Below are 25,479 nucleotides of genomic sequence, written 5' to 3' on the forward strand. Positions count from 1 at the left end.
CGGAGGCTGGGTTGCGGCGGGAACTCGTGGTGCTGGCAACAGTGGTGGCGCTCGCGGGATGCGCGGCGCAGCAGAAGGCGGCTACTCCCGGCGGGCAGACCCCGGGGGTGACGGACACGACGGTCAGGGTCGGCGGCGTGCTCACCAAGACCAGCGCGAGCGGCTACTCGACCAAAGACGCCGAGATCGGGGCCAGAGCCAGGTTCGAGCGGGCGAACGCGGCCGGCGGCGTCCACGGCAGGAAGATCGAGTTCGTCGGCGCCGAGGACGACACCCAGGACGCCGCCAAGGGCGACGCCGCGGCCAAGAAGCTCGTCCAGAAGGACAAGGTGTTCGCGCTCGTCCCCGTGCACGCCCCCAACTTCGGCGGCGCGGTCTTCCTCGAACAGCAGGGCGTGCCCTGGTTCGGCTGGGCGACCGGCCCGCAGTGGTGCGGCACCAGGACGGGCTTCGGCTACAACGGCTGCCTGGCGCCCAAGCCGGGCGCGGGCTCGCAGACCTGGTGGGGCAACCAGATGGCCGACCTGCTCGGCGGCTCCGGCGGCAAGACCGTCTACGTGCAGACCTCCGACTCCAGCGGCAGCAAGTACGGCGGCAAGACCATCTCCCAGTCCTTCCAGGCCGCCGGATTCCGGCTCGTCGGGCTCAACTCGGCGCTGCCCGGCGCCGCCCCGCCCGCCGACTGGCTGCCGTACGTCGACAAGATCATGACGTCGGACGGCGGCGCGCCACCTGACATCGTCGTGTCGATCATCGCGGGCACCAAGTTCAACGTCGGCCTCTACTCCGCGCTGAAGAAGGCCGGATACAAGGGCGTGCTCAGCGACGCGACCAGCTACGACGCCGCCATCCTCAAGGACGCCGCCACGGCGCAGGCGCTCGAAGGGGTGATCGCGGCGCCGATGTTCGAGCCCTTCGAGTCGAGCGCGCCCGAGATCGCCCAGCTCAAGCAGGACGTGGAGAAGGTCGCCCCCGGCGCCACGCTCACCCAGCACCTGGCGATCGGCTACTGGTCGGCCGACATCTTCCTGACGATGCTGGAGCGGACCGGCAAGGACCTCACCCGCGAGAAACTCCTCGCCACCGGCAACGGCGCGTTCAGCTACGAGAACGCGGGCTTCGGCCGGATCCAGTACCCCAAGGACCACGACGAGCCCAACGGCTGCGGTGCGCTGGTCAAGCTCCAGGGCGGCGCCTACCAGGTCGCCAGGAGCATGAAGTGCTTCGACAACGTGCCGCTCAAGTAGATGCTCGCCTACGTCCTGAGCGGGCTGGTCACCGGCGCCGTCTTCGCGGTGATGGCCTCGGGCCTCACCCTGTCCTACGCGGCCACCGGCGTGTTCAACTTCGCCCACGGGGCGGTCGGTTTCCTGACCGCGCTGGTCTTCTTCGAGCTCAACGTCGGTCTCGGCTGGCCGGGATGGGCCGCGGCCCTGCTCGCCGTCCTGGGCTTCGCCCCACTGCTCGGGTACGGCCTGCACAAGGCGATGTTCAGGGGCCTGGCCCACGCGGGCGAGACCGCGCAGATCGTGGCGACCATCGGGCTGACGATCGCGCTGCCCGCGCTCGGGCTGCTGGTCGCCGACCTGGTCGCCGAGCCGTTCGGGCTGCCCGCGGCGGACGCCACCGCCCTGCCCCACGGCGTGGGGCCCTATCCGGCGGTCGCGGTGGCCTTCGGCTTCGACTCCGACCAGGTCATCACCTTCTGCGTCGCGGCCCTGGTGGCGGCAGGGCTGTGGCTGTTCATGCGGCACACGCCGTACGGGCTGCGGATGCGGGCCGCCGTCGACCGGCGCGGGCTGGCCGCGCTGCGCGGCATCGACGCCGACGCCACCTCGGCGCTGGCCTGGACGCTCGGCTCTGGCCTGGCGGGGCTGGCGGGCGTGCTGGCCGTCCCCGTGGTGGGGCTGGACTCGGGGGCGTTCACCGTGCTGCTGTTCGCCTCGGCGACGGCCTCGGTGTTCGGGCGGCTGCGCTCGATCCCGTGGACGTTCGCCGCGGGGCTCGGGCTCGGCGTGGTGCAGAACCTGGTCGCGGGCTACGCCGACTTCGCCGCCGAGATCACCGGGCTGCGCACCGCCGTACCGATGATCCTGCTGTTCGCCGGGCTGCTGCTGCTGAACAGGTCGCGCGAGCGGGTGGCGGGCAGCGCGGCCCAGGACGCGCCGCCGCCCGACCACCTGGCCGACCTGCCCCTCTGGCGGCGGCGGCTGCCATGGCTGGTCTCGCTGGCGGCGCTGCTGGCGTGGACGTTCACCAGGCCCGCCGACGACTTCGCCGTGGGCGTGGTGGCGCAGGGACTGGTGCTGGCGCTGATCTTCTGCTCGTTCGTGGTCGTGACGGGCATCGGCGGGATGGTGAACCTCGCGCAGGCCGCCTTCGCCGCGATGGCGGCGCTGACCTGCGGGTGGGCGCTGTCGTCCGGCTGGCCGTTGCCCGTCGCGATCCTGCTGGGAGTGCTGGCGGCGGCGGCTGTCGGCGTGCTGGTGGCGCTGCCCGCGTTACGGCTCGGCGGCAGGATCCTCACGCTGGCCACGCTCGCCCTGGCCCTCCTCGCCGACCAGGTGCTCTTCCAGGTCGACGCCTTCAGCAACGGGACCATCGGCTGGCCGCTGCCCGCGCTGTCGTTCGGGTTCGCGGACACCACCGATCCGCGCGTGCGGGTGGTGCTGCTGCTGGCCCTCATCGGGCTGGTCGGGATCATGGTCCGCAACCTGGAGCGGTCGGTGTCCGGCCGGGCGATCCTGGCCGTCAGGTCCGCGCCCGCCGCAGCGGCCACCGTCGGAATGTCGGGGGCGCACACGAAGATCATGCTGTTCGCGCTGGCGTCGGCGATCGCGGGGCTCGGCGGGGTGCTGTACGCGACGTCGAAGGGGTCGATCACGGCGACGGACCTTCCGGCGTTCGCCGGGTTCGTGTGGCTGGCCGTGGTGGTGCTGCAAGGGGTGCGCAGGATCGGCGGGGCGGTGCTCGGCGGGCTGGTCGCGGCTGTCCTCCCCGAGCTGCTGGCGGGGTGGGAGGTCTCGGCGCACGTGGGCGCGATCCTGTTCGGGACCGGCGGGATGATCCTCGCCAAGCACCCCGACGGCGTCCTCGCCCAGCTCGCCGAGGCCCGCCACCGCCGCCGCACCCGTGCCGCCGCGCCCACCCGCACTCCCGTCGACACCCGGTCCGCCCGCCGCTTGGGCAACGTCGCCGAAGTCGAGGGAGAGGGTGCGCGGGGAGCCGCGGACGCGACCCGGTCCGCCCGCCTCCCAGGCAACATTGCCGCAGTCGGGCGGGATACGGCGCTGGAGAACGTCGCCGAAGTCCGGCGGGAGGGGTCGGGCGGGCCTGCGCCGGTGCTCGCCCTCGAAGGGGTCGTGGCCGGATACGGCGACGTGACCGTCCTGCGCGGCGTCGACCTGGCGATCGGTCCTGGCGAGGTGGTCGCCCTCCTCGGCGCGAACGGCGCGGGCAAGTCCACCACCTGCGCGGTCGCCGCCGGGGACGTCCCGGTCACCACGGGAAGGGTGCTGCTCGACGGCCACGACATCACCGGCTGGCCCGCCCACCGGCGGGCCCGCGCGGGCGTGCTCCTGGCTCCCGAGGGGCGGGGCGTCTTCCCCGGGCTGACCGTCGAGGAGAACCTGCTGACCTGGCTGGCCGCGCCCGACCAGGTGTACGAGCGGATGCCGCAGCTGGCCGCCCGCCGTACCGTGCTCGCCGGGGCGCTGTCCGGCGGCGAGCAGCAGCTCCTCACGCTCGCGCCCGCCCTCGTCAGGCCGCCTCGGGTGCTGGTCGCCGACGAGCCGTCGCTTGGGCTGGCCCCGCTGGTCGTCGAGCAGGTCTTCGCCCTGTTCGCCGAGCTGCGCGCGCGAGGGGTGGCGTTGCTGCTGGTGGAGGAGAAGGCCACCGAGGCGCTGGCGGCGGCCGACAGGGTGGCCTTCATGCGGCTCGGTCGCGTCACGTGGACGGGACCCCGCTCCGAGGTGGACGCCGACCGGCTGACCGCCGCCTACCTGGGGGTGTCCTCATGAGCGCGTTGGCCGTGGAGGGGGTGTGCGTGGCCTTCGGCGGGGTTCGTGCCCTGTCCGAGGTCTCGTTCACCGTGCCGGAGGGGCGGGTCTGCGGTGTGATCGGCCCGAACGGCGCGGGCAAGACCACGCTGTTCGACGTCGTCTCCGGCCTGCGCCGCCCGCAGTCGGGGCGCGTGCTGCTCGGGGGCGCGGACCTGACCGGCGTCTCCGCGGTACGGCGGGCACGCGCGGGGCTGCGCCGTACCTTCCAGCGGACGCAGGTCTTCGGCCGTCTCACCGTGGCCGACAACGTCGTGGCGGCGATGGAGTGGCGGGGCGGAGGCGGCGGCGTGCTCGCCGACCTCGCGGGGCTGCCGGGCAGGCGCCGGGTGGAGGCGGCGCGGCGGGAACGGGTCGAGGAGGTCCTCGACCTGTGCGGCCTGCTGCCGTTGCGTGACGCGTACGCCGCCGCCCTTCCCGTGGGACAACGACGGCTGGTCGAGCTGGCCCGCGCGCTCGCCGACCGTCCGGCCGTGCTGCTGCTCGACGAGCCGACCTCGGGGCTGGACGCCGGGCAGACGGACCGGCTGCGCGAGGTCGTCGCGGCGCTCGACACCACGGTGCTGCTGGTCGAGCACGACATGGGCTTCGTCATGGACACCTGTGACGACCTCGTCGTCCTCGACCTCGGCAAGGTCATCGCGACGGGGCCGCCGTCCGCGATCAGATCCGACCCCGTGGTGCGCGCCGCCTACCTCGGCTGATTCCCTCGTGATCTACGGCTGGGCCGGGGTGCGGACGGCGGCGAGTTGCGTGGCCTGGGCGACGAGGCGGCCCTTGGAGTCCCACGCGTGCGCGGTCTCGTCCATCCGCTCGGCCGTCACGTCGGCGGCGGTCATCCGAATCCTGAGTGGTCCCGGCGCGGGCAGCCGCCTGATGTAGGCCGACAGCTGGATCGTGGGCGCCCAGCCGGACACGCCGAGGTCGAAGGAGACCGGCGGGAGCGCGTCCAAGGCGACCAGCAGCGACAGCGGGTCCCAGTCGGAGCCGTCGGCCAGGCGCTGCCAGCCCGCGATGACGCCCTGGCGGGCCGGCTCGCCGAAGGCGAAGGTGAGATGGGCGGGGTTGAGCCGCTGCTCGATGACCTCCATGAGCGACACCCGCATCCCCGCGCCCGGCGGCTCGGTGGGCTGCAGCCAGCACTCCTGCTCGTCGGGCAGCTCCACCGGATCGATCCCCGACCACCACGGGTCGTCCTCGGTGAGACGGCCGAGCGTGATCAGCGCCTCGACGATCGGGGCGCCGTCCTGTGACATGCGGGCGCGCACCTGGGTGACGGCCCTGCCGTTGCGCAGCGTCTCGACGTCGATCCGCACCGCCCCGAACGAGGGCGGCGAGATGAACGAGCCGCTCACGGCGGTCAGGTGCGGGTGGTCCTGCCCCGCGCTCTCGACGGCGGCCCTGCCCATGACGGCCAGCAGGTAGCCGCCGTGCGCCTTGCCGCCGACGCTCCACTTCTCGTCCAGCGTGGCGTCGAAGCCGCCATGCGCGCGGGGGACAACAGCGGTCGCATCCCTAAATGTCGTCATATGGTCAGATTGACGTCGTCAACCTGACGGTGTCAACCTGAGGGTATGAAGCGGGTACGCGCCAATCCTGGTGAAGGGGTACGGCTGCGCGAGGAGATCCTCGCCGCGGCCGAGGAGCTCCTGGTCGAGACGGGGCGCGAGTCGGCGCTGACGCTGCGCGCGGTCGCCGGCCGTACCGGAGTCTCGACCCCGTCGGTCTACCTGCACTTCGCCGGCAAGGAGGAGCTGATCGAGGCCGTCTGCCTGCGCGCGTGGGACGAGCTCGAACGGCGGATGCGCGCGGCCACGCGCGGCGTCGCCGACCCGTTCAGGGCGCTGGGCAGGTGCGGCAGGGTCTACGTGCGGTTCGCGCTCGACCACCCCGCCCAGTACCGGGTGCTGATGATGCGGCAGGGCTCGGGATCGGCGGCCGAGGCATGCTTCGGCTACATGGTGGAGGCGGTCTCGGCGTGCGTGGCGGCGGGCGTGCTGCGCGGCGACCCGCAGACGCTCGCCCTCGGGCTGTGGTCGGCGGCGCACGGCTGCGCGTCGCTGCTGATCAGCCAGCCGTCCTTCCCGTGGCCCGAGGGCCTCGACGCGTTCATCGACGACACCGTCAGGATGGCGGGCTTCGGTACGGCGGTCGCCTCCCGCCTGCCCCGCCACGGCATCTCCACCGAGGTCGTCGCCGAGCTCGACGCCTTCGCCGCCCGGCTCGCCGAGTAGGCGCCGCCCTGGCCCGCCGCCTCCTCGACCGCGACGGTCGGGACCACGTCGAGTGTCAAGGAGGCGACAGTTGCCGGACCCTGCCCGAACCCGAGGGCTACTCGGCAGCCAGCGCCTCCCGCACCGCCTTTGCGGCGGGAGTCGGGTCGTAGCCCTCGGGGACGCCTTCGACCAGGATGATGTCGCCCTCGATGTGCCGCGAGCGCAGCGGTGCGATCTCCCGGTATGCGGGTGAGTCCCACCAGGTGCGCGCCTCGGCGATCCCGGGGAAGCCGAGCATCACGACGGCCCCGGGCCAATTGCCCTCCTTCACCTCGTGCTGCATGGCGTGCACGAGGTAGCGGCCGCCGTACGGCTCGAAGGTAGCGGGGAGGCGCTCGATGTACTCAGCGATCTCCGGATGCGGAGCGGCATCCTGCAAGTGAGCTATGACATAGGCGGTCATGGTTCCTCCTCTGTTATGACGAACCCGCGGGCGCCGCTGTGACCGGCGGCGCCCGAAGGATGATGGCTCATCCCAGATCTGCGAGATCCACGGCATCAGCCATCGCACGGTATCCCGCATCGCTGGGGTGCAGATGGTCGCCGCTGTCGTAGGCGGGGTCGAGCTGATCCTCGTCGGCGGGCGAGGCTAGCGCGCGGTCGAAGTCGGCCACCGCGTCGTACTCGCCGTTTCTGCGGATCCAGGCGTTGACCTCGTCGCGCTTGGCCTCGCTGAGCGGCGTGTAGTACCGCGAGCCCTTCATGGGCGGGATCGTCCCGCCGATGACGCGCAGGCCCTTGGCACGCGCCCGGCGGATCAGCTCGCGGTGCGCGGCGATCATCTCGGCGGCCGAGACTTCGGTGTGCGGTGCGGCCATGGGCTGACGCGCCACGCTCATGCCGATGTCGTTGACACCCAGCACGACGATCACCGTGCCCACGCCGGGGCTGCCGAGGACGTCACGGTCAAACCGGGCGGTGGCCTTGTCGCCAAGCCAGGCGGAGTCGACGGTCAGGCGGTTGCCGCCGATGCCCTGATTGAGTACGGCACGCGGCCGGCGGGCGGCCACCAGCCGTTCGGCGAGCTCATCGGGGTAGCGGTTGTCGGCGCCGGGAGTGGAGCCGTAGCCGTCGGTGAGCGAGTCTCCGAACAGCGCTACGCCGTCGCGGCCCCGTGAGGCGCCCAGGACATCGATCCCGGACAGGTAGTACCAGGACACGCTGGATTCGGTGAAGGCCGCTGAGCCCTGGTCGGCCACGTGGTTCCCCTCGGCGCGGAAGCTCGCGGCCATCGCCTGGGCGTGGTAGGTCGCCGGCCCGGTCGGCTTGGCGAAGTGCAGCGTGACCGTGAGTCGTTCCAGTGCCGAGACCGGCAGGGCCACCGGGTCGCTGACCAGCTCCGCGCCAGCCGGGATGGTGAAACTCGCCGCACGTCCGGACGTCAGGCGCCGGAGCGATCTCGTCTTCACGGCGGCGCCGCCGGAGCTGCGGGCCACGGTGGCGGCGCTGACCGTCAGCGGGGCGGTGCCGTACACGTTGGTCAGCCGGATCCGGACGGCGGCGCCGGGGACGGTGGTCCGCACCACCTGCCGGAGGGTCTGGCCCGCGAAGCCCTGCTCGGACCAATTGGGAGTGAAGTTGGCGCCCGGGCGCTGGGGCGCGGCCGACCAGGCGGCCTTCCAGCCGAGCCCCGGCTCCGCCGAGGCGGGCTGCTGGGCGCCCAGTGTCGTGGTGAGGACCAGTGCCACGAGGATCCTGACGAAACGCACTAGCGATCTCCTCGCTGAACTCGAACGGTGAGGGTGATGATCAGGACGAAGGCGACGAAGGCCGTAAGCGTTCGGATGACGTTGAACATCTCCCACCGCTGGAGGATCTCGGCGTAGTCGGCCGGGGGCGTGCCGACGGCCCACACCTTGATCTGGCCGTTGATCGGCACGTTGCCGAACCGGGTGATCAGGAACGAGAGCACGGCCAGCACGCCCGCCACCCCGGCCAGATAGCGCCGAGCAAGCAGGGCCAGGGCCAGCGAGCTCAGGGCGGCCAGCGCCATGATGGTCTGCATGACGGGGCCGTTCATGCGCATGAGGGCGGAGTGGAAGGTCAGCCGCACGTCGAGCGGCACCGCGTTGAAGGTGGTCGCGACGTTGACGGCGCCGTAGCCGAAGGCGCCCGCGAGCAGGCCGGTGGACAGCAGACAGAGCGCGGTGACGAGGCGGATCACCATACCCGGAGCCCTCATGCGGCTGCCGCGCTCTCGATCGCGGCGAGCATCCGGGCCCGCTGCTCCGCGGAGATGACGCGGCCACGGGTCACCACGGTGTGGATGCGGGTGGTGTTGCGGATGTCGGCCAGCGGGTCGGCGTCCAGGACCACCAGATCGGCGGCCTTGCCGGGCGCGACGGTGCCGATCGAGTCGTCCAGCCCGAGCAGCTGCGCCGGTTCCAGGGTGGCGGCCCGCAGCGCGCGCAGCGGCGACAGGCCGGAGCGCACGAGGTTGGCCAGCTCGTCGTGCAGGCTGAAGCCGGGCACGACGAACGGCACGTCGCCGCCGTCCGTCCCCGCCACCACCGGCACTCCGGCCTCCTCCAGCTCGTTCACGAACGCCTTGCGGCGCTCGAACAGCGCGTACCGCTGGGCGGTGACCTCGGGCGTACGGCCAGCCTTGATGATGTTGTCCAGCGCCCACCGCCAGCCTTCGGCCACGGCGGCAGGCACGTACTTGAGCCGCCCGTCGTCCAGCACCTCGTCCGGCCGGTCCAGCACCTGGTAGACCGTCAGGGTCGGCACGACCCGGGTCCGGTTGCGCGCCAGCGTGGCGAAGACCGACGCCGCCTTGCCGGCGCTGTAGCCGGCGACCGCCTCCCACTCCAGCCGGTGGATCTCCTGCATCCAGCTGACGTAGTCGCTCTGGGCGAACTCCAGGCCGGCGATCCGGGAACGCAGCTCCCGCTCCCGCGTGGAAGTGTCGTACCAGGTGGAGTAGAGGTGCTCGACGCTGCACTGGCCGAGGCTGCTGGCCGTGGTCAGCGCGACCCCGTCGGGGCAGTGCCCGGCCAGCGGCATTCGGTGCCTGCGCGCCTCGTCGGCGACCACCCGGTACAGCTCGGGAGAGAGCCTGGAGTACACCTTGACGAAGTCCGCGCCGTCCCGCTTCGCCTGGCGGACCGCTTCGCGGGCCTGGGCTTCGGTCGCGACCTCGGTGAAGACCGACGGGTCGCCGATGGTCGGCGCGCCGTCGATGATCCGGCTGGCGATGACCGAGCGCGGCCCGAGCAACTCGCCCCGGTCGATCCGCTCGCGCCACTCGTGCAGCAGCGGGCTGCCGGACATCTCGCGCACGGTGGTGACGCCATTGACGAGGTACAGCGGAGGGGAGATGCGCTCGGAGGGAATGCTGTGCACGTGGGCATCGCACAAGCCCGGGATCACGAATTTGCCTGTCAAGTCGATGACTCGCGTGCCCTCTGGAATCTCAGGGCGCGGACCCACCGAGACGATCCGCTGTCCACGGATGAGCACGGTGCTGTTGCGCCGGTGCGGGCGCCCGGTGACGTCGACAACGGTCACTCCGGTGAGCGCGATCCAGCGCGCCTCCGATGCCGCTGCGGCTTGACCCGTGCCCACTGCGGTCCCGGCCATCACCATGATCGCTCCCGCCTTCAGCGCGTCACGCCTCTTCATTAACTCTGACATGATGTCAAACATAGTGACGGTGGCTAAGATTGACAATGTGTCCGAGATAACGCCCCCCAGACGCCGACGCCGCCGCGCCGACGCCGACCGCAGCGCCAGCGAGATCCTCAGGGCGACCAAGGATCTGCTCGCCGTGCAGCCGCACGCGAGCGTCGAGGAGATCGCCGTCGCGGCCGGCGTGAGCCGCCAGACCGTCTACGCGCACTTCAAGACCAGGGAGGCGCTGATCGGCGCGGTGTTCGACGAGATCGCCGCAGAGGCGGCGGCCCAGATGGACGCCGCCCAGCTGGACCGGGAACCCGCCGTGGACGCGCTCCTGCGCCTGCTCGACATCAGCTGGCGCACCCTCCAGCGATATCCGCTCCTGCTGACGGTCTCCACCCCCGCTGGCGACTCCGCCGCCGACGGCAAGCGGCACGAGTCGGTCTTCGACCACCTCGAACGGGTGCTCAGCCGAGGCCGGCAGTCCGGCGAGTTCGCCTCCGACCTTCCCGTACCCTGGCTCGTCACCGCCGTCGTCACCCTCGGCCACGCCGCCGGAGACGAGGTGCGGGCAGGACGGATGACACCCCAGCAGGCCAGCGACACCCTGGCCAGAAGCGCCCTGCTGCTCTGCGGGGCCGGTTGATCGTTCCGACTCGGGATGGGCGCGGCTGGTGAGAAGCACGATCGAGCCTGCGCCAGGGCGCCACCCAGGCGATGCGGTTTCACGCCACCAGCTCGCCGGCCTCGGTCCTCCGTTACCGCAGGTCAGGCTATTTCGTTGGAAACTTCTTCATTGCTACCGGGACCCCGTTCCTGCTGGCCGACGCGCTGGTCGCCAAGGGTGCCGCGCACGAGCCCGCGCCCGACTGGCAGGCGCAGGTCGTGGTCGACGGCCGCCTGGCGACGGGGCAGAACCCGGCCAGCGCCGCCCCGCTGGCGGAGCGCGTCGTCGAGCTTCTCAAGTAACCAAGCGTGCGCTAGGTTGGGTGAGTGGATCTCGACTTCACCCCCGCAGAGGAGGCCTTCCGCGCGGAGGTACAGGACTGGCTCGCAGGTCACGTGCCCCCGCGCCTGCCCTCCATGGACACCCGCGAGGGCTTCGAGGCGCACCGCGCGTGGGAGGCCACCCTGGTGGGCGCGCGCCTGTCGGTGGTCTCCTGGCCCGAGCAGTACGGCGGGCGGGACGCCTCCCTCATCGAGTGGCTGATCTTCGAGGAGGAGTACTGGGCGTCCGGCGCTCCCGGCCGGGTCAGCCAGAACGGCATCTTCCTGCTCGCGCCCACCCTCTTCGCCTTCGGCACGACTGAGCAGCAGGCCAGGCTGCTGCCGAGGATGGCGCGGGCGCAGGACGTCTGGGCGCAGGCGTGGTCGGAGCCCGAGGCGGGCAGCGACCTGGCGGCGCTCAGCTCGCGAGCGGTCAGGGTGGACGGCGGGTGGCTCCTCCACGGGCAGAAGACGTGGAGCTCCCGCGCCGCCTTCGCCTCCCACGGCTTCGGCCTGTTCAGGACCTCAGGCTCCCGCCACCACGGGCTGACGTACTTCCTCTTCCCGCTCGACGACGTGCACGTCAGGCCGATCGCCCAGATCGACGGCACCCACGGCTTCGCCGAACTCTTCTTCGACGGCGTCTTCGTGCCCGACGACATGGTCCTGGGCGAGGTCGGGCAGGGCTGGCGGATCGCGATGGCGACCACGTCGTCCGAGCGTGGCCTCACGCTGCGCAGCCCCGGCCGCTTCCTGGCCACCGCCGACCGGCTGGTGTCCCTGGCCCGCGACGCCGACCCCGTGCTGAAGGACAGGACGGCTCGGTGCGTGATCGACGCCGAGGCGTACCGGCTGCACACGTTCGGGGCCGTCAGGGGCGACCTCGGCGCGTCCACGAGCCTCGGCAAGGTCTTCTGGTCCGAACTCGACGTGCGGATGCACACCCTCGCCATGGAACTGCTCGGGCCGCGCGCGGCCGCGACGCCGTGGTTCGACGCGTACGTGTTCTCCCTCGCCGGGCCCATCTACGCGGGGACGAACGAGATCCAGCGCAACATCATCGCCGAACGGGTTCTGGGGCTGCCCCGATGAACTTCACCTTCACCGACGAGCAGCTCTCCTTCGGCGCGGCCGTACGGGAGGTGCTGCGTGACCACTGCCACCCTTCGGAGCGCGGGTCGGGCTGGAAACAACTGGCCGAGCTCGGGTTCTTCGCCGCGCTGGTGGATGAGGAGGCGGGTGGGCTCGGGCTTTCGCTGATCGACGTGATCCCGGCACTGGAGGAGACGGGCAGGGCGGCCGTGCCGGGGCCCATCGTGGAGACCCTGTCCGCCGCGCCCCACGTGGCCCTGGCCGGGCGGGCCGGGGCTCTGCCGCTTGCTGGGCGGATCGGCGTGGTCGTCGACGGGGTGGCGCTGGACGCCGACCTGGCCGAGGTGCTGGTGGACGCCGCCGGGGTCGCGCTGGTGGACCCGGTCCTGGAGCCGCTGGCCGGAATGGACCCGGGGCGGGTGCCGTTCGCCGTGCGCGCCTCGGGGGGCGTGCCGTTCGCTCTGAGCGCCGCAGGTCCCGAGGAGACGGGTGTGGTGCTGCGGCGGGTGACGGTCGGAGTGTCGGCGCAGCTCGTCGGGGTGGCCAGGGAGCTGCTCGCGCGGTCGGTCGACTACGCGAAGGCGCGGACGCAGTTCGGGCGGCCCATCGGGGCGTTCCAGGCGGTCAAGCACCAGCTGGCGGACGTGGCGATCGCAGTGGAGTTCGCCGCGCCGCTCGTCTATCGAGCAGCCCTCTCGGTAGATCACGCGGTGTCGCGCGTTGGGTCCGACCGTGCGGTGTCGCGCGCTGAGCGGGACCGCGCGGTATCGAGTCTTGGGCGCGCGGTCTCGGGTGTCGAGCGGCACCGCGCGGTCTCGAGGGTCGAGCGCGCGGACTTGGGTGTCGAGCGGGACCGTGCGGTCTCTAGTGGTGAGCGCGCCGTCTCGGGCGTCGAGCGGGACGTCAGCGCGGCGAAGGTCGCTGCGGGGGAGGCCGCCGCGCTCGCCGCCCGCGTCGCGCTCCAGGTGCACGGCGCCATCGGCTACACCGACGAGCTCGACCTGCGCTTCTGGCTGGCCAGGACGTGGTCGCTCACCGCCGCCTACGGCACCACCGCCGCCCACAGGGCACGCGTCACCGAGGCGGTGTTCGGCAGGTGAAGTTCGGCGTCCCCCTCGGGCTCATCCACCCGGCCGCGTGGAAGGACGTCGCCGTCGCCGCCGACGAACTCGGCTTCGAGTCGCTGTGGATCCCGGAACATCTCGTCTTCGCCACCGACCTGTCCCTCGCCGCCTACCCCGGCACGTCCGCGCCCGGCATCACCCCGCACACCCCGCTGTTCGACGCCCCCGCCTACCTGTGCTGGCTCGCCGGGCTCACCTCGAGGATCAGGCTCGGTACGGCGGTGCACCTGTTCGCCCTGCGCCACCCCTTCGTCTCCGCCCGCGCCTTCGCCACCCTCGACATCGTCTCCGGCGGGCGCGCCATCTGCGGCGTCGGGGCGGGCTGGTACCCGGGCGAGTGGATCGCCGCCGGAATCGACTTCGCCACCCGTGGACCCCGCCTCGACGAGGCCATCACGGTGGCCCGCCGCCTGTGGTCGGAGGAGTCGGTGGCCCACACGGGCAGGTTCTTCAGCTTTCCCGAGGTCGCCTTCGAGCCGAAACCGATCCAGCACCCGCTTCCCGTCCTGGCGGGCGGCGAGTCGGCGGCGGCGCTGCGCAGGGTCGCCACCCTGTGCGACGGCTGGATCAGCATGCCGCACACGCTGGAGTCGGCCGCGCCGCAACTGGCGCGGCTGGCTGAGCTGCGCGACGGGCGGCGCTTCTCGGTGACGGTCCACGTTCGCTCGCCGCCGTCGCCGTCGCCCTCGCCGTCGCCGGACGAGGTGGCGGCGTGGGCGGGGCTGGGCGTCGACCGGCTGATCGTACGCCCGTGGAGCCGCACCCGCGACGCCGTCGACCGTCTGATCGCCTTCGCCGCCGAGCATGGGATCTGAACCGTCGCGGCACCTGGTCAGGCGCGGTGGCGGCCCCTCCGGCCCTTGGTCGTACGGCCCGCCGCGTCCGGCTCAGGAGAGGCGGACACGCCGACCAGAGCGGGTTCCCGCTCGACGGCCTCCCACAGGGCTTCCCACGGCTCGGGAACGGGAACGGACTGCAGGCTCACCGGGGTCTGACCCGCCTGAACGTTCGCCCGGGCCTGGCCTCCTTGGACGGTCCCGTGGCCCGGAGTCGGCTGGAAGCCCGCCAGGGGCTGGCTCGCCTGGACGACGGTCCGGTTGCTCGGAGTCTGCTGGATGGTCGGCTGGGCCTGGCGCGGCTGGATGGTCTGGTGGCTCCGAGTCGGCTGGACGCTCGTCGGAACCTGACCTGGCTGGACCATCGCCTGGACCTGGCGCGACTGGATGGTCGCGTGGGCCTGGTTCGGCTGGATGGTCCGGTGGCCCGTCGGCTGGGCGGCTCGGTGGTCAGGGGCCGGTTGGGTGGTCGGGCGGTGGCGGCGACCTCGCAGCGGGGCATGGGAGGTGAACGTGGTGACGGGAGCGCCCGTGGACGTGGCCCGGTGGGTCCTGACCGGTTCCGTGGCGCGGTGGCGGCGGCCGCGGGCCGGGGCGTCGGGCCTGAACGTGGTGCTCTCCTCCACCGGGTGCTCCCTGCGGCGGCGTCTGCCCCGGTAGCCGTCGAGCGATCGCGCCTCGTGGGCGGCGGCGAACGAGGAACCCTCCCAGGAGCCCGGCACCTCACCCCCACGAGTGGTGCCGAAGCCGGTGCTCAGGGAGTGGTCGCTCCTGAAGGGGTTGGGCGCTCCGCCGAACAGGTCGAGGTCTGTGCTCAGGACGTCGTCGTTCCTGAACGGGTTGCCGCCGGTGCCGAAGAGGTTGAGGTCGGTGCTCAGGATGTCGTCCTGGCGAGCAGCGCCGAAGGCGTCGAACGGCGCGGTGGTCGAGGCCTCCAGTTCGGCCAGGACCGCGTTCGAGGCCTCCAGACCGGCGGCGAGCGCGGCGGCCGCGTCGAGGTCCGACCGCCCGGCACCGGGGAGGGCTGCGCCGGGGAGGGCTGCGCCGGGGTAGGCGGCGAAGCCGGTGGTCGCCACGCTGGACGAGGCCGCCAGGGCGGGAGCGGCGAAGGGCGCCGTCGCCTCAGCCACGGGAGACAGCTCCGGCGTCGTGGCCGACGGGGTGAACAGCGGCTCGACAGGGCGCACGGATCCGGCCCTGCGGCGACGCGTCCCCGCGGAGCGGCGGCGCCGACGGTCGGGCTGGAGTTCCGGCCGAGAGGCGGGCTGGAGTTCCGGTCGAGAGTCGAGTCGGCGGTCGGGCGCGGGACGGGTGTCGAGTCGGCGGTCGGCCGCGGGACGAGTGGGGCGGGAAGCGGCCACTGCTGCCGGCCGTACCCTCAGCTGGCGGGTGCGGGCCACGGCCAGCAGGCCGAGCGCGGCCAGCAGCACCGGCCCGATGATCGCGGGCGAACCGAGGCCGGGCACCGGGGACGTCGACGACGCGTCCTTGAACGCGGTGACGGGTTCGCGGGTGGTCGCCTCGGTGTCGGCGGTGGCGGGCTTGGCGTGCTTGCCCTTCTTGGCGCCCTGCGTCTTCTCCGTGGTCGTCGCGGGCGTTTCGGTCGATGGGGAAGGGGAGGGAGTCGCGGGGGAGGGGGAGGAGGTGGTGGTGGGAGAGGGGGTGGCGCCGCGCTCGCCTGCCACGGACACCGAGGGTGCGGACGCGGAGCTCTCTCGCCTGGGGATGAGCGCGGTGACGTCCGTCGGTTCGGGGGCGGGCAGCTGGAGCCTGTCGACCTGACTGGGCTCGGTGTCGGGCGGGAGAGACCCGTCGACCTCGGCCTCCTTCAGCTTGGCCGCGTCGAGCCTCTTCTTGATCTTCTCGGGGTAGCCGTAGCCGGCGACCTTGCTCTGGTCGCGTTCCTTGCGCTTGGCGACGCCGCCGTCGATGTTGCCCTCGATCGTGTAGATCGTGTCACCCTCGACCTTCGTGACGATGCCCACGTGGTCGATGTTGTCGATCTTGTTGGAGCCGCTCCAGTCATAGAAGACGAGCGCGCCCGGCTTCGGTTTGTGCCCCCACGCGTCGTTCTCCTTGAACCACTTCGCGTGCGCGACCGTGTAGGCGAACTGCCCGACCCACTCCTCGTAGCCCAGCTTGTGCGCGGCCCAGGACAGGAACATGTCGCACCATGGGGCGCCGCTGTAGTCGGCGTCGAACTCGACCGTTCTGCCGTACCAGTCGCCGAACTTGGTGTATGCGCCCTTGCCCTCCGCGTAGCCGAGTTCGCTTTCGAGGAGCTTGATGAGCTTGTTGGTCTCTGGGGTCATGGAAGTATGGAGGGACCTTCCGTGCACGATGGGGCTCGTGAGGTTGGAGGCTACCTTGGATACGGGCAGGTCAAGCACTCCCCAAGCACCCGTAAAGCCGCCGAGCGCAACAAAAGCGCAGGTCAAGAGCGTTCCAGGAAAGTCTCCCAAAAACCGACATATCCGGAAAAGATCTACCGAATGGGGTTCGGTAGGGTGTGCCGCATGTCGGTCGAACTAGGAACCGAGGAAACACGCCTCGCCGCCCTCTGCGCGCTTGCCCAGCAGACCCGTGATCTGATGGACGCGGTCGCGCTGACCGACGTCGCCGAGGTGGATCTCGCCGCCGCCACGGCGACCCTCGCCGCGGTCACCGAACGTCTTCGCGCCACGACCCGCCATACCCCCCAACCGTTCGAGATCGCCCCCGACGGCACGCTGAGGCACCTCGGCAACGCCGTCACCGGGGGCGCCAACCCGCACGCCCTGCCCCTGGTCATCGAGGTCCTCGGTGAAGGGGTACGCGCCGACGTGGTGTTCAGGCCGCTGCACGAGGGCCCGCCGAACGGTGTCCACGGCGGCATCTCCGCCATGATCCTCGACCACATGCTCGGCCAGGCGGTCGCCACCGCGGGCTCGCCGGGGATGACAGGCACGCTGACCGTCCGCTACCGCAGGCCGGTGCCGTACGGGACGGCTCTGGTCGCGACCGCCGAGTACACCCGCACCGAGGGCCGCAAGACGTGGGCCGAGGGCCGCATCGCGCTGCCCGGTGGCGAGGTGCTGGTGGAGGCCACGGGCCTGTTCATCACCCCCTCCGCGTGGATCGGCATCTGACCCCTTTTCATCCCGTACGGCAGGCACGGGAGGGCGCCGCCGCCGTCACCGGCAGGCGCCCGTCTCCGGCGCTCCTCCAGCAGGACTTCGCTCCCCACCGCCACGGACGGCCCCCCGGAAGATCGTCACTCACGGTGACCGTTATGGATTCGTTGTCAACCGAGGGTGAGTCTTCCGGGTCCAACCCAAAGTGAAGATCTTGTACGGCACGTTCGCGTTCGTCCTGCTGGCGCAGCTGCTCAGCGGTGGCTTCACGTCGGGCCCGGCACCTCTTCGAGCGGCATGGCCGACCGCGGAGCCGACCGGCGACGGCGGGGCCCCGACCGGCACGTGGCAGCTGGAGTTCGCCGACGGCAGGCGGAAGAGCCTGTCGGTCGCCCGGGCCACGTCCTCCCCCTGGGCCGCCGCCCCGGTCGCGATCAGCGGTGACGGCCTGCACCTCGCCTATGTCCGCGCCGGCGACCGGCGCGTCGTCGTCGCCTCGCTGGTGGGCGGCGCGGACTTCGTCGGCCCTTCGGGCGAGCACGTCAGGGCGATGTGGCTGTCCGAGGACGGTGGTCGGCTGCTCGTCGACCACCACGACGAGCGGCTCGGCGACGGGAGGCGCGCGCAGGACCTCCCCGACCTGCTCGTCGAGGTCGGCTCCGGCCGTACCGTGTCGATGCCCGCGGGCGGCGAACCGGCCGGGTTCAGCGCCGACGGCGACGAGGTGCTGTCGCGGCGGGTGCTGACCGGCGGCGCCATCCAGCTGACGGCGCACCGGACGGACGGCACGGCCGCCTCATGGATCCCGCCGCAGGACGTGGCGCTCACCGACCTGGCGCTGTCGGCGGACGGGACCACGCTGGTGACGTTGGACGAGGGCAGGCTGCGCCGCTACGACCTGGCGTCGGGGCGGTGGCTCGGGGGAGGGGCGTCGCTCGACCCCTCGGCGTACGGCATGGCGTGGCGGGCGGGCGTGCTGACGGCGAAGACCGGCGCGCGTGACGCGTCGAACGGGTGGAACGCGAAGGTCCTGGCCGTCGACCCCGCGGCGGGGGCGACGCGCGAGCTGGACGGGTACCGGCTCCCCGAAGGGGCAACGGCGGTGCAGCGCTGATCTTCACCGGGGCGGTCAGTAGCCCGCCCCCGTCAGCAGGCCGCCGTCCACGGTGAACTCGCTGCCCGTGCAGTAGCTGGACCGGTCTGAGGCGAGGAAGGCCACCACGTGCGAGACCTCGACCGGCCTGGCGAAGCGCTTGATCACCATCGACTTCATGAACGCCTCAGCGTCGACCTCGGTCATCAGATCGGGGTTGGCGACCATCGGCGTGTTGATCGCGCCGGGGTGCACGGAGTTGACGCGGATCTTGAAGGGCGCCAGCTCGCGCGCCGCCGCCTTGGTCACGCCGCGCACCCCGAACTTCGAGGCGGCATAGGCGGACAGACCTGACGCACCGATGAACCCCTCGATGGAGGAGATGTTGACGATCGAGCCGCGTCCGGCCGCCTTCATGGGCTCGATGACGGACTTGACGCCGAGCCAGGTGCCCTTGAGGTTGACGTCGACGACCTGCTCGAAGTCCGCCAGTGACATGTCGCTGATGCGGCCGTATTTCAGGATCCCGGCGTTGTTGACGAGCACGTCGAGCCGACCGTGGGTGTCGACCGCGGTGGCGACGGCGCGCTCCCACTCGGCGGGGCTCGTCACGTCGTGATGGACGAAGGTCGCGCCGGTCGCCTCGGCCAGCGCCTTGCCCTCGTCGTCGAGCACGTCGCCGAAGACGACCCGCGCGCCCTCCTCGGCGAACAGCCGCACGTGCGCCGCACCCATGCCGCGCGCACCTCCGGTGATCAGCGCGACCTTGCCGTCAAGCAGTCCCATCGGTGCCTCCGCGAAAACGTTGACCGGCGGCGACGGCGATCGCGGCCGCCTCCATGGATCGGTAGACGGGTATGCCCGCCTCGGCGGCGATCGCCCTGATCCGGTCCTCGACGCCGGGCGGGGCGAACTCGCCGTTCCTGGTGACGAGGGTGACCCTGACGCCGTCGACCTGGGCGAGGTGGCGGGCGTAGTCGAGCAGCGGGTCGGCGGTGGTGCCGTAGGTGAAGAAGCTCTGCACGTTCACGTGCGCGACGACGTCCTGGTACGGCAGGCGGCCGACGACCGTGGCGATCACCTGTTTGACGAGGTCGGGCCTGCCCCGGGGGCCGACGGGGACTTCGAGGGGGTTGGTCAGCGAGCTTCCCACGCCGAGGCCGAGCGCCCTGAGGTCGTCGAGCACGTCGTCGGGCAGGGGGTCGAGGGTGAGGCCCGCGTCGTCGAACGCGTCTGCGGCCAGGACGCCGGCGCCTCCGCTGGGACCGACCACCAGCACCCCAGCGGGGCCGAGGTCTTCTTGGTGAGAGCCGTTTTCGAGGGTGTGGCGGGCGGTCGTGGGGCTGGGGTTTTTCGTGGGGCGACGGGGGCCGGGGTCTTTCGCAGGGCGGGGGCCGGGGCCTTCGGAGGGGCGGCGGGCGGTTGCGGGGCTGGGGTTTTTCCGGGGGCGGGGGCTGGGGTCTTCCGGGGGGCGGAGGGCGCGGGGGCCGGGGTCTTCGGAGGGGCGGCGGGTGGGGAGTCGGTGGGCGTGGGCCTGGAAGTAGGCGAGGGTGCCGATCAGGGCGTCCTGGGTGGTGACGAGGGTGGCGCCGGTCTGGTCGGCGAGGGCCTGCCAGATCCGGGAGTCGCTCACCATCCCCCCGGTGTGTGACGCCGCAGCCCGGCGACCCTGCCCGCTACGCCCGCCGACCAGCAGCACGACCGGCAACGGGCACCCGGCCAACGCCGAGAACAGCGCGGGCCCGTCGCGCGGGTCCTCGACGTACAGCCCGACGACCGACGTCGACGGGTCGGCCGACAGCCAGCGCAGCAGCTCGGCGGGCGTCACGTCGGCCGCGTTCCCCACGGTGGCGACCCGGCTGAACGCCAGACCGCGCCGCTCGCCCACCTTGATCACCTCCCCGGCCAGCCCACCGCTCTGCGAGATCAGCGCGACCGTGCCCGGCGGCCCCAGCCCGCCCCCGACGAACGTCTGCCTCCCCGCCGGGCAGTAGACGCCCATGCAGTTCGGCCCGAGCAGCCGCGTTCCGGCCTCGCGGGCCGCCGCGACCAGCGCGGCCTCCAGTTCCGGGTGCCCTGCCTCGCCGAAGCCGCCGCTCATGACCTGCGTGTACGGCACGCCGCGCGCCTGCCGTACCACGTCGGCGCATCGGGTTGCGGGAACGGCCACCAGCGCGTAGTCCGCGTCGGCGGCCGACAGCGAGGGCACCGCGGGCACCCCGCCGACCGAGGCGGCCGAGGGGTGGACGGCCACCACGTCCGCGCCCGCCGCCAGGTAGAAGTCCAGGAACATGTTCCCGAAGTTCGGTCTGCTCGTGGACGCGCCCACCACGGCCACCCTGCGCGGCTCGAACAGCGCGGTGAAGTCCTGCTCGGTGATGTCCTGCGGGGTGATGTCCTGCGGGGTGATGTCCTGCGGGGTGATGTCCTGCGGGGTGAAGTTCTGTGCGGTGATGTCCTGCGCGGTGGGCGGGACGGGGGTCGGGGAGGCCGAGGGGAGGTAGCGGGCGTCGACCGCCACCACGCCCGACGGGCTCGCGATCACCGGGTTGAGCTCGAACTCGCCCAGCTCCAGCCGTTCCCACAGCCCGCCGCGCCCGCCGATCGTCAGCAGGAGCTTCACCACCGCGTCCACGTCGACGGGCGGCGAGCCGCGGTAGCCGTACAGGAGGGGGGAGCCGCGCAGCGACGCCAGCATGCGCCGCGCGTCGGTCTCGGTGATCGGGCACAGGCGCAGCGCGGTGTCGCGCAGCGCCTCGGTCCACACCCCGCCGAGCCCCGCCAGCAGGACGGGGCCGAACGCCGGGTCGCGGACCAGCCCGACGATCAGCTCGACCCCGGCGGGGGCCTGCTCCTCGACCAGGAAGCCGTCGCCGAGCCGCGCGCGCATCTCGGCGACGGCCGGGCCGAGCGTGTCGTGGGTCAGGCCGAGCCGTACCCCTCCCGCGTCGGACTTGTGCAGCAGGCCCGCGGACTTGAGCACCAGCGGAGGGGTCAGCGTCCCGGCGAGCGCGGGGTCGGCGACGCCGCGCGGCACCGGGACGCCCGCCTGCCTGAGCAGCTCCTTGACCCGGTGTTCAGTCCACAAGGTGCTGGTACGTCTCTCGGATCTCGCGCCGCAGCAGCTTGCCGGGGCCGCCGGAGGCGTCCGCGGAGTGCGGGAGCGACTCGGCGACCACGATCACGTCGGGCTGCTGGTGCGGTGGCAGGACGTCGGCCAGCGCCAGCGCGATCTTGGAGGAGTCGATCGCCTGCCCGGCCCTGGGCACCACGGCGAGCAGGATCCGGCCGTCGCCCACCCCCACCGCCCCGGCCTCGGCCACGGCGTCGAGCGCGGTGGCCGCCTCCTCGACCTCGGCGGGCTGGGTCCAGACACCGCCCTTGAGTATCGCGTCCTCGCGCCGCCCGAGCACCCGTAGCACGCCGTCGGCCGACAGCGCGCCGAGGTCGCCGCCGACGTACCACTCACCGCGCAGCACCTCGGCCGTCCTGTCGGGCAGCAGGTCGTAGCCCGCCATCCGGTGCGGGCCCGCCAGGTTGATCTCGCCGACGGTGTCGACGACGCGGGCGCCCGACGGGTCGATGATCGCGACGGCGCAGCCCGTACGGGCCCTGCCCGAGGCGCCGAGCGGTGTCGAGCCGTCGTCGACCCGGCCCATACAGGTGTAGGGGGCCTCGGTCTGGCCGTAGTAGGAGTAGACGCCCGCCCCGGGTAACCGCTGCTTGATCCGCGACAGCAGCGACGCGGTCAGCGGCTCCCCGCCGAGCATGATGACGCTGATCGAGGACAGGTCCACCTGCTCGTGTTCGGCCGAGCCCAGCAGCGCCGTGTAGAAGGAGGGGATCTGCGAGACGTGGGTGACCCTCTCGCGCGGGACGACCTTCAGGAAGTTCGCGGGACCCCAGTCCTGCTCCAGCACCAGCCGCATCCCGGCGTAGAGCGCGGGTCCGACGATCGCGGGGAAGCCGATGCCCCAGATGATCGCGCCGGTGCCGAACACCGAGTCGGGCGTGCGCGGCACGTCGAGCCAGAGCTGCGCCGTCGCCAGGGACGAGGCGTGCGTGTGGACGACGGGCTTGGGCAGCCCGGTCGTGCCCGAGGTGTAGTAGAGCGCCAGCGGGTCGTCGAACGCGCCGCCGAGCGGCGGCTCGCCCTCCTCCTGCGAGGTCAGCTCCTCCGCGTCGATCCAGGTGGTGATCTCGGGCAGCGAGGGCCTGATCTCCTCGACGATCCCCGCCACGGTGGCGTCGTGGACGAACGCCGTGCAGCCCGAGGCGGCGACGACCGCCCGCATCGTATCGACCGGCCAGTAGGGGTTCAGCGCCGCCGTGATGGCGCCCACCTTGGCCTGCGCGAGATAGACCTCGGCCACCGTCAGGGTCTCGTTCAGCAGCGCGGCGACCCGCTGTCCTGGTCGTACGCCCGCCGCGAGCAGCGCGTGCGCGCGCCGGTTGACCGCCCTGTTCAGCTCGTCGTAGGTCAGGCTCCGCTCGCCGCAGTAGGTCAGCGCGACCTTGCCGGGCGTGCGCAGCGCTCCCGCCGTCAGGATCGCGTAGGCGTAGTTGCCGTAGGGCGTCATCGAGAACCTCCCGGTGCGTAGAGAACGAAGAGGTTTCCTGAGGGGTCGCGCAGGACCGCGCGCGTCTCGTGCGGGCCCGCCTCCGGCTCCCTCGCCACCGCGCCGCCCCTTTCCAGGAAGTCCTGTACGGCCTGCGGCACGTCGTCCACCCTGAGGCAGAACGCCGTCGCGCCGGTCAGGTGCTCGGCCGGACCCGCCAGGCCGATCCCGCCCTCCAGCAGCGCGAACCTGTCGCCGTCCCGGAACTTCACCGGCAGCCCGTAGAACGCGACCGCCTTGCCGACGTCCTCCACGGGGATGAAAACGTTCACCTGGGCCTCCATTGCGGCAGTTCGTCGCGGAACGTCACCCGCACCGGCATCCCGATGCGCACCCGCTCAGGCGGGCACTCCACCACCTGACCGAATGCGCGCGCCCCCTCCGGCAGATCAACCCAGGCCAGCACGTACGGCTCCCGCCCCCGGAACTCGGGCACGAACGAGCGGTGCACCACCGTGAAGGTGTGCACGACCCCGTCGCCCGAGACCGGCTCGAAGACGAGGTCCGCTCCGCCGCACCACGGGCACGCGGGGGCGGGCAGGTGGACCCGCCGCTCGCAGTCCGTGCATCGCTGAATGACCAACTCGCCGCGCGCGCAGGCGGCCCAGTAGTCGTCCATCGCCTGCCAAGCTAGCGCACGCTTGGTTGGCCCACAAGACCTCCTTCGTAGGGGCGCAGGGGCGTCGTCTGAGTGGCCTCCTGCGACCGCGTGGTGGGTGCGGCTGTGGGCGGGGCGTTGTGGCCGTCCCGGGTCAGGAGTCGTCGGCGGGGGCGGCCTCCAGCGGCGGGGGCTCGGGGGTGACCTGCGGGGTGTGCGGGGTGGAGGCCGGGTCGGGGATCGCCTCGGGCGGGGTGATCCCGGCCGTCGTGGAGGAGGCGCTGGGAGCCACGCCCGTGGGAGCCATGCCAGTGGGAGCGAGGCCGGTCGGGGACGCGGCGGTGGCGGGCGCGGTGGTGGGGGCTGGGCCGGTAGAAGCGAAGCCGGTGGGAGCGAGGCCCGTGGGAGCCGTGCTGGGGGAGGACGTCCTGGTAGGGGACGTGGCGGTGGGGGAGGACCTCGTGGGGGAGGGCTCGCACGGCGGCCCGTCCACGGGGGCCTCGCTGATCTGCGGGCCGTTCGCCGCCGCCCGCTCGGTCTGCACGATCAACCCGAGGTAGACCCGCTTTCCGCACGCCACCTGTCCGGGAGCGCGCGACAGCGGCACCGTGTAGGCGGTCCTGCCCGTCAGCTCCTGGACGGCCTCGTGGACTGTACGGGCAGGCCCGTCGCCTTCCCTGCGGGTGTAGCTGACGCGCAGCCGTACGGGACCTGTCCCTTCGGCCGCGACCTTCACCGTCCCCGCGGACCCGCTCCACGCGACGATGTCGGCGGACTTGACGGCGGGCGACAGCGCGCCCGCCCTCGGCGGCGCGCTGGTGGGCGGCGCGGGCGGCGACGCGGAAGCCGAGCGAGACGGCTGGGAAGGCGGGGGAGTGGGCGGCGGGGGCGTCGCAGAAGAGCGAGACGGCCTGCTCGACACCGCCCCGGTCCGCGACACCGCGGGTTTCGGCGCGGCCTTCCTGGTCGTCGGCTTCGAGTCGACCGGGGTCGCGCCCAGCTCGAACGGCGACTTGGGGGGAGGCGCGAGGAAGGCGCCAGGACCCGGTGGCAGCCGTCCCCCGCTGATCAGCAGCGCGATCAGCGTCGCGGCCAGCGCCCCTCCCGCGATCCACAGGTGCGGCGGCAGGCGCGGCACCCGCCACTCCCGCACCAGCGACCCCCTGGCGGGCGTCTCCTGCGGCGAGCCGGGATCAGCCAGCGGGTAGCGCAGCGCGAGCAGCGTCGCCAGCTCGCCCAGATGCCGACGCCCCCGCTGCTCCCACTCGGCGCCGAACCCGGCGACGGCCGCCTGCTCCAGTTCGGCCGCGAACTCCCTGGCCGAGCGCGGCCTGCTCGCGGGCTCCTTGGCCAGGCCGCGCCGTAACAGGTCGCGGACGGCCTCGGGCACCACCTCGACGGGCACCTGCTCCGCCAGGTGCTTGTCGCGCAGCGCCGCCACGTCGGGCGCCCGGTAGGGCTGCCGTCCCGTGATGGACTCGAACAGCACGCACGCCGCCGCGTACAGGTCGGCGAGCACGCCGGCCGTCCCCTTCGTCCACAGCTCGGGCGCCATGTACGGCGGGCTGCCCGCGGGCACCCCCGGCTCCTCCACGTGGACGGCCAGCCCGAAATCGGCGAGCTTGCTCGCCCCGTCCGCCTGGACCAGCACGTTCTCCGGCTTCACGTCCCGATGCGCGATGCCCCGCTCGTGCGCCGCGGCCAGCCCCAGCAGGGTCCCCTTCAGTACGGCCAGCGCCGCCTCGGGGCTGGTCCTGCGGTGCTCGGCCAGGATGGCCCGCATCGAAACGCCGTCGACCAGCTCCATCACGGCGGCGGTCCTGGTGGGCGTCTCGACGTACTCGTAGAAGCGCACGACGTTCGGGTCGTCGATCTCCACCAGGCCGGGCGTCTCCGCCCTGAACCGCTCCATGAACTCGGCGTCCCTGCGCAGAGTGGCGTTCAGGTACTTGATGGCCACGTAGGCGCCGGTCGACTCGTAGGTGGCGAGGAACACCCGGCCGGTACGGCCTGCCCCCAGCTGACGTACTTCGCGGTAACCCGGAACCAAACCAGCCCCCATGCG

23 protein-coding genes are annotated in these 25,479 nt (G+C 72.4%); 11 read left to right on the forward strand and 12 right to left on the reverse strand.

The annotated features are described in order from the left end of the window. Positions 1-11 precede the first annotated feature (11 nt). From ACFXJ8_RS29595 to ACFXJ8_RS29605, 3 genes are read left to right on the forward strand one after another with little or no spacing between them, the layout of a single operon-like run. Entirely contained in the window at positions 12-1,247 is a 1,236-nt protein-coding gene (locus tag ACFXJ8_RS29595) for an ABC transporter substrate-binding protein (protein WP_379647249.1), read from the forward strand. Next, on the forward strand, positions 1,248-4,019 hold the full coding sequence (locus ACFXJ8_RS29600) for an ATP-binding cassette domain-containing protein (protein WP_379647250.1): 2,772 nt from the start codon (positions 1,248-1,250) through the stop codon (positions 4,017-4,019). Further along, a complete protein-coding gene (locus tag ACFXJ8_RS29605) occupies positions 4,016-4,762 on the forward strand; it encodes an ABC transporter ATP-binding protein (RefSeq protein ID WP_379647251.1) in 747 nt (248 codons plus the stop codon). The genes ACFXJ8_RS29600 and ACFXJ8_RS29605 overlap by 4 nt, the downstream gene beginning before the upstream one ends. A gap of 12 nt (positions 4,763-4,774) precedes the next feature. Here ACFXJ8_RS29605 and ACFXJ8_RS29610 read toward each other — a convergent pair whose 3' ends face one another. Beyond that, positions 4,775-5,587: a thioesterase family protein gene (locus ACFXJ8_RS29610; protein WP_379647252.1), complete on the reverse strand. Its 813-nt coding sequence runs from the start codon at positions 5,585-5,587 to the stop codon at positions 4,775-4,777. 45 nt (positions 5,588-5,632) lie between these two features. Between ACFXJ8_RS29610 and ACFXJ8_RS29615 the strand changes: the two genes are divergently transcribed. Continuing rightward, positions 5,633-6,292, forward strand: a complete 660-nt coding sequence (locus ACFXJ8_RS29615) for a TetR/AcrR family transcriptional regulator (RefSeq protein ID WP_379647253.1) — start codon at positions 5,633-5,635, stop codon at positions 6,290-6,292. 97 nt (positions 6,293-6,389) lie between these two features. Here the strand turns inward: ACFXJ8_RS29615 and ACFXJ8_RS29620 are convergent, their stop codons facing one another. The 4 genes from ACFXJ8_RS29620 to ACFXJ8_RS29635 form a co-directional block, all read right to left on the reverse strand. Next, positions 6,390-6,737, reverse strand: a complete 348-nt coding sequence (locus tag ACFXJ8_RS29620) for a DUF1330 domain-containing protein (RefSeq protein WP_379647254.1) — start codon at positions 6,735-6,737, stop codon at positions 6,390-6,392. Positions 6,738-6,804: 67 nt separating this feature from the next. Beyond that, positions 6,805-8,043: an SGNH/GDSL hydrolase family protein gene (locus ACFXJ8_RS29625; RefSeq protein ID WP_379647255.1), complete on the reverse strand. Its 1,239-nt coding sequence runs from the start codon at positions 8,041-8,043 to the stop codon at positions 6,805-6,807. Continuing rightward, positions 8,043-8,501: a DUF1772 domain-containing protein gene (locus ACFXJ8_RS29630; RefSeq protein ID WP_379647256.1), complete on the reverse strand. Its 459-nt coding sequence runs from the start codon at positions 8,499-8,501 to the stop codon at positions 8,043-8,045. The genes ACFXJ8_RS29625 and ACFXJ8_RS29630 overlap by 1 nt, the downstream gene beginning before the upstream one ends. A gap of 11 nt (positions 8,502-8,512) precedes the next feature. Beyond that, positions 8,513-9,970 (reverse strand): amidohydrolase family protein, encoded by a 1,458-nt coding sequence (locus ACFXJ8_RS29635; RefSeq protein ID WP_379647257.1) that lies wholly within the window; start codon positions 9,968-9,970, stop codon positions 8,513-8,515. Between the two features lie 37 nt (positions 9,971-10,007). On the opposite strand from ACFXJ8_RS29635, the gene ACFXJ8_RS29640 reads away from it, so the two are divergent. The 5 genes from ACFXJ8_RS29640 to ACFXJ8_RS29660 all read left to right on the forward strand — a co-directional run bounded on the left by ACFXJ8_RS29640 (position 10,008) and on the right by ACFXJ8_RS29660 (position 13,970). Then, positions 10,008-10,598, forward strand: a complete 591-nt coding sequence (locus ACFXJ8_RS29640) for a TetR/AcrR family transcriptional regulator (protein ID WP_379647258.1) — start codon at positions 10,008-10,010, stop codon at positions 10,596-10,598. 71 nt (positions 10,599-10,669) lie between these two features. Continuing rightward, complete coding sequence (locus ACFXJ8_RS29645; protein ID WP_379647259.1) at positions 10,670-10,921, forward strand: hypothetical protein; 252 nt, start codon at positions 10,670-10,672, stop codon at positions 10,919-10,921. A 24-nt stretch (positions 10,922-10,945) separates the two neighbouring features. Beyond that, positions 10,946-12,031: an acyl-CoA dehydrogenase family protein gene (locus tag ACFXJ8_RS29650; RefSeq protein ID WP_379647260.1), complete on the forward strand. Its 1,086-nt coding sequence runs from the start codon at positions 10,946-10,948 to the stop codon at positions 12,029-12,031. Beyond that, the gene (locus ACFXJ8_RS29655; RefSeq protein WP_379647261.1) at positions 12,028-13,131 is read left to right on the forward strand and encodes an acyl-CoA dehydrogenase family protein; all 1,104 of its coding nucleotides are present in this window, start codon (positions 12,028-12,030) and stop codon (positions 13,129-13,131) included. The genes ACFXJ8_RS29650 and ACFXJ8_RS29655 overlap by 4 nt, the downstream gene beginning before the upstream one ends. Then, positions 13,128-13,970, forward strand: coding sequence for a TIGR03619 family F420-dependent LLM class oxidoreductase (locus ACFXJ8_RS29660; protein ID WP_379647262.1), 843 nt, complete (start codon positions 13,128-13,130; stop codon positions 13,968-13,970). Before ACFXJ8_RS29655 ends, ACFXJ8_RS29660 begins: the two co-directional genes overlap by 4 nt. A 17-nt stretch (positions 13,971-13,987) precedes the next feature. Here the strand turns inward: ACFXJ8_RS29660 and ACFXJ8_RS29665 are convergent, their stop codons facing one another. Further along, complete coding sequence (locus ACFXJ8_RS29665; RefSeq protein ID WP_379647263.1) at positions 13,988-16,303, reverse strand: CHAP domain-containing protein; 2,316 nt, start codon at positions 16,301-16,303, stop codon at positions 13,988-13,990. Positions 16,304-16,507: 204 nt separating this feature from the next. Here ACFXJ8_RS29665 and ACFXJ8_RS29670 point away from each other — a divergent pair, with 204 nt between their 5' ends. Continuing rightward, on the forward strand, positions 16,508-17,119 hold the full coding sequence (locus ACFXJ8_RS29670) for a PaaI family thioesterase (protein ID WP_379647264.1): 612 nt from the start codon (positions 16,508-16,510) through the stop codon (positions 17,117-17,119). Positions 17,120-17,318: 199 nt separating this feature from the next. Continuing rightward, positions 17,319-18,218: a hypothetical protein gene (locus tag ACFXJ8_RS29675; RefSeq protein WP_379647265.1), complete on the forward strand. Its 900-nt coding sequence runs from the start codon at positions 17,319-17,321 to the stop codon at positions 18,216-18,218. 15 nt (positions 18,219-18,233) lie between these two features. On the opposite strand, the gene ACFXJ8_RS29680 is transcribed toward ACFXJ8_RS29675, so the two are convergent. From ACFXJ8_RS29680 to ACFXJ8_RS29705, 6 genes are all read right to left on the reverse strand, one after another. Further along, positions 18,234-18,983 carry a glucose 1-dehydrogenase gene (locus tag ACFXJ8_RS29680; protein WP_379647266.1) on the reverse strand — a complete coding sequence of 250 codons (750 nt, stop codon included), beginning with the start codon at positions 18,981-18,983 and terminating at the stop codon, positions 18,234-18,236. Next, entirely contained in the window at positions 18,970-21,285 is a 2,316-nt protein-coding gene (locus ACFXJ8_RS29685; RefSeq protein ID WP_379647267.1) for an acetate--CoA ligase family protein, read from the reverse strand. Before ACFXJ8_RS29685 ends, ACFXJ8_RS29680 begins: the two co-directional genes overlap by 14 nt. After that, positions 21,275-22,777 carry an AMP-binding protein gene (locus tag ACFXJ8_RS29690; protein ID WP_379647268.1) on the reverse strand — a complete coding sequence of 501 codons (1,503 nt, stop codon included), beginning with the start codon at positions 22,775-22,777 and terminating at the stop codon, positions 21,275-21,277. The genes ACFXJ8_RS29685 and ACFXJ8_RS29690 overlap by 11 nt, the downstream gene beginning before the upstream one ends. Beyond that, positions 22,774-23,088, reverse strand: a complete 315-nt coding sequence (locus tag ACFXJ8_RS29695; RefSeq protein WP_379647269.1) for a VOC family protein — start codon at positions 23,086-23,088, stop codon at positions 22,774-22,776. Before ACFXJ8_RS29695 ends, ACFXJ8_RS29690 begins: the two co-directional genes overlap by 4 nt. After that, positions 23,085-23,435, reverse strand: coding sequence for a Zn-ribbon domain-containing OB-fold protein (locus ACFXJ8_RS29700; RefSeq protein WP_379647270.1), 351 nt, complete (start codon positions 23,433-23,435; stop codon positions 23,085-23,087). The genes ACFXJ8_RS29695 and ACFXJ8_RS29700 overlap by 4 nt, the downstream gene beginning before the upstream one ends. Before the next feature lie 133 nt (positions 23,436-23,568). Beyond that, positions 23,569-25,476 (reverse strand): protein kinase, encoded by a 1,908-nt coding sequence (locus tag ACFXJ8_RS29705; RefSeq protein ID WP_379647271.1) that lies wholly within the window; start codon positions 25,474-25,476, stop codon positions 23,569-23,571. Positions 25,477-25,479 lie beyond the last annotated feature (3 nt).

It is taken from the genome of Nonomuraea sp. NPDC059194, assembly GCF_042754765.1.
In the GTDB taxonomy this organism is placed as follows: Bacteria; Actinomycetota; Actinomycetes; order Streptosporangiales; family Streptosporangiaceae; genus Nonomuraea.